A 2215-nucleotide genomic window follows, 5' to 3' on the forward strand; every position below is an offset into this window, starting at 1 on the left:
GGCCCATGATGCCGCCGGAGGCGTTGATCTCCTTCGCCGCCAGCTCCAGCGCCCAGCGCACCTGCTGGCCGATGGGCGCGAACGTGCCGGTGCTCGGCGTCACCACGCCGATCTTGATCGGATCGGCGGCCAACGCCGCGCCCGACAGCGCCGTCGCGGCGAGCGCCGCCGCGAGAACAACCTTGTAACCTCGGATCTGCATGACGTTTCCCCTTCAGTTGGCGGTTTGGTGGTCTTCGCTCCCCGACGCCGGGCCGACCTGCCCGGCGCCCATTCCGTTCGCGGCTCAGCTGCCCTTGAAGTTCGGCGCGCGCTTCTCGTGGAAGGCGAGCACGCCCTCCTTGAAGTCGTCCGACTGGCGCAGGCGGCTGTAGCAATGCCCTTCCAGCTCGATGGCGATGGAGAGGGTGGAATCCTCGGTGTCGTTCAAGAGCTTCTTCGCCGTGCGCTGGGCGATCGGCGAGAAGCCGCGCAATTCGTCCACCAGGCGGTCGGTGGCGGCCTCGAGCTCGGCGTCCGGCACGCACTCGGTGGCGATGCCCCAGTCCAGCGCCTGGCGGCCGGGAATGCGCTTCGAGCGCATCACGATGTCCTTGGTGCGGGTGATGCCGACGATCTTCTGCAGCCGCGCCGAACCGCCCGAGCCGGGGATCTGGCCGAGCTTCTGCTCCGGCAGGGCATACTGGCAGGTCTCGGAGACGATGCGGAAGTCGCACGCGAGCGAGATCTCGAAGCCGACGCCGAACGTGTAGCCGCGGTTCGCCACGATCACCGGCTTGGAGCAGCGCGCCGGGGCGGCGATGTTCCAGGCGAGCTTGGAGACGTGCTCGGGGGAAGCCTCCAGGAAGCCCTTGATGAAGCCGCCGGAGGAGAAGTGCTCGCCCTCGGCGCGCAGCACGATGACGCGCACCCGGTCGTCCTCGTCCAGCGCCTCGAAGGTCTGCCGCAGCTGCTCGCGCTGGCGCATGGAGATGGTGTTCATGGGCGGGCGCGCCAGCACGATGTCGGCGCGCTCGCGGGCGGCGTCGATGTCGATGCGGTAGCCGTCGAGATCGGCGGGCAGCGGCGGGGCGGAGACGTAGGCGTTCATGCGTCAGGGTCCTGTTTCTCGATGAAGGGGATCAGGCGGCGCTCTCGCCGCCGCGCTCGGGCTCGTATTCGCCGGCCACCAGCTGGCGGCGCAGCAGCTTGCCGACGGGGGATTTCGGGATCGCGGTGACGAATTCGTAGCGCCGCGGGCGCTTGAAGTTGGCGAGCCCGGAGGCGCGGCAATGGGCGTCCAGCTCCTCCGGCGTGACGTCGCCGCGCCGCTGGATGAAGGCCACCACGATCTTGCCCCAGCGCGGCTCGGGCAGGCCCACCACCGCCACCTCGGCGACGCCGGGATGCATGGACAGGCAGCTCTCGATCTCCACCGGCGAGACGTTCTCGCCGCCGGTGATGATCATGTCGTCCACCCGCCCGGTGACGTAGAGGTCGCCGTCGGCGTCGAAATAGCCGGTGTCGCCGGTGAAGTACCAGCCGTCGCGCAGCGACTTGGCGTTGGAATCCGGGCGGCGCCAATAGCCCTCGAAGGCCTCGTCGGAGGCGGCGAGGGCGATGATCTCACCCTCCTCGCCCGGCGCGGCGCGCTCGGTGGGCGAGGCGGCGCCGAGCTTCGCCACCCGGATCAATTGGTTGAGGCCGGCCTTGCCGGCGGAGCCGGGCTTCTCCGCCGCCTTCTGGTTGATGGTGAAGGTGTAGATCTCCGAGGAGCCGTAATGGTTCACGAACAGTTCGGGATGGAACGCCTCGGTCAGCGTCTTCAAGAGCCCGTCGGTCATGGGCGCGCCGGCGAAGCCGAGCTTGCGCACGCTCGCGGTGTCGGTTTCGGCGAAGCGCGGGTGGTGGACCAGGTCGTGATAGAGGGTCGGCACCAGATAGAGGTTGGTGATGCGCTCGGCCTCGATCAGCTCCAGCGCCCGCGCCACGTCGAACCGCGGCAGGCACACGAAGGTGCCGCCGATCAGCGACATGGCGATGAGCGAGCGCACCCCCATGGTGTGGTAGAGCGGCATGACGCCGAGCGTCACCTCGCCCCGGCCGTAGAGGTTCTGCGCCACGTGCGCCACCGCGCCCATGCGCTCGGCGCGCTGGCGCCGCGGCACGCCCTTCGGCTTGGCGGTGGTGCCGGAGGTGTAGAGCATCAGCGACCAGTCCGTCGGCGCTCGCCCGC

General features: G+C 69.5%; 3 protein-coding genes. All 3 read right to left on the reverse strand.

Annotated features, from left to right (window positions below):
* Positions 1 to 202, reverse strand: a 202-nt coding sequence (locus AC2W7M_RS24225) for an ABC transporter substrate-binding protein (RefSeq protein ID WP_486132782.1), incomplete at its 3' end; no start/stop codon positions are given.
* An 84-nt stretch (positions 203 to 286) separates the two neighbouring features.
* On the reverse strand, positions 287 to 1090 hold the full coding sequence (locus AC2W7M_RS24230) for an enoyl-CoA hydratase/isomerase family protein (protein ID WP_486135559.1): 804 nt from the start codon (positions 1088 to 1090) through the stop codon (positions 287 to 289).
* 31 nt (positions 1091 to 1121) lie between these two features.
* Positions 1122 to 2215 (reverse strand): AMP-binding protein (locus AC2W7M_RS24235; protein ID WP_486135561.1); only part of this gene is annotated, 1094 nt, incomplete at its 5' end.

It is taken from the genome of Xanthobacter sp. BG11Y11_SDJG (genome assembly GCF_057364445.1).

Bases quoted from the DNA above. Each gene is read 5' to 3' on its own strand.
- AC2W7M_RS24230 (WP_486135559.1), bottom strand. From the start codon at position 1,090: ATGAACGCCTACGTCTCCGCCCCGCCGCTGCCCGCCGATCTCGACGGC.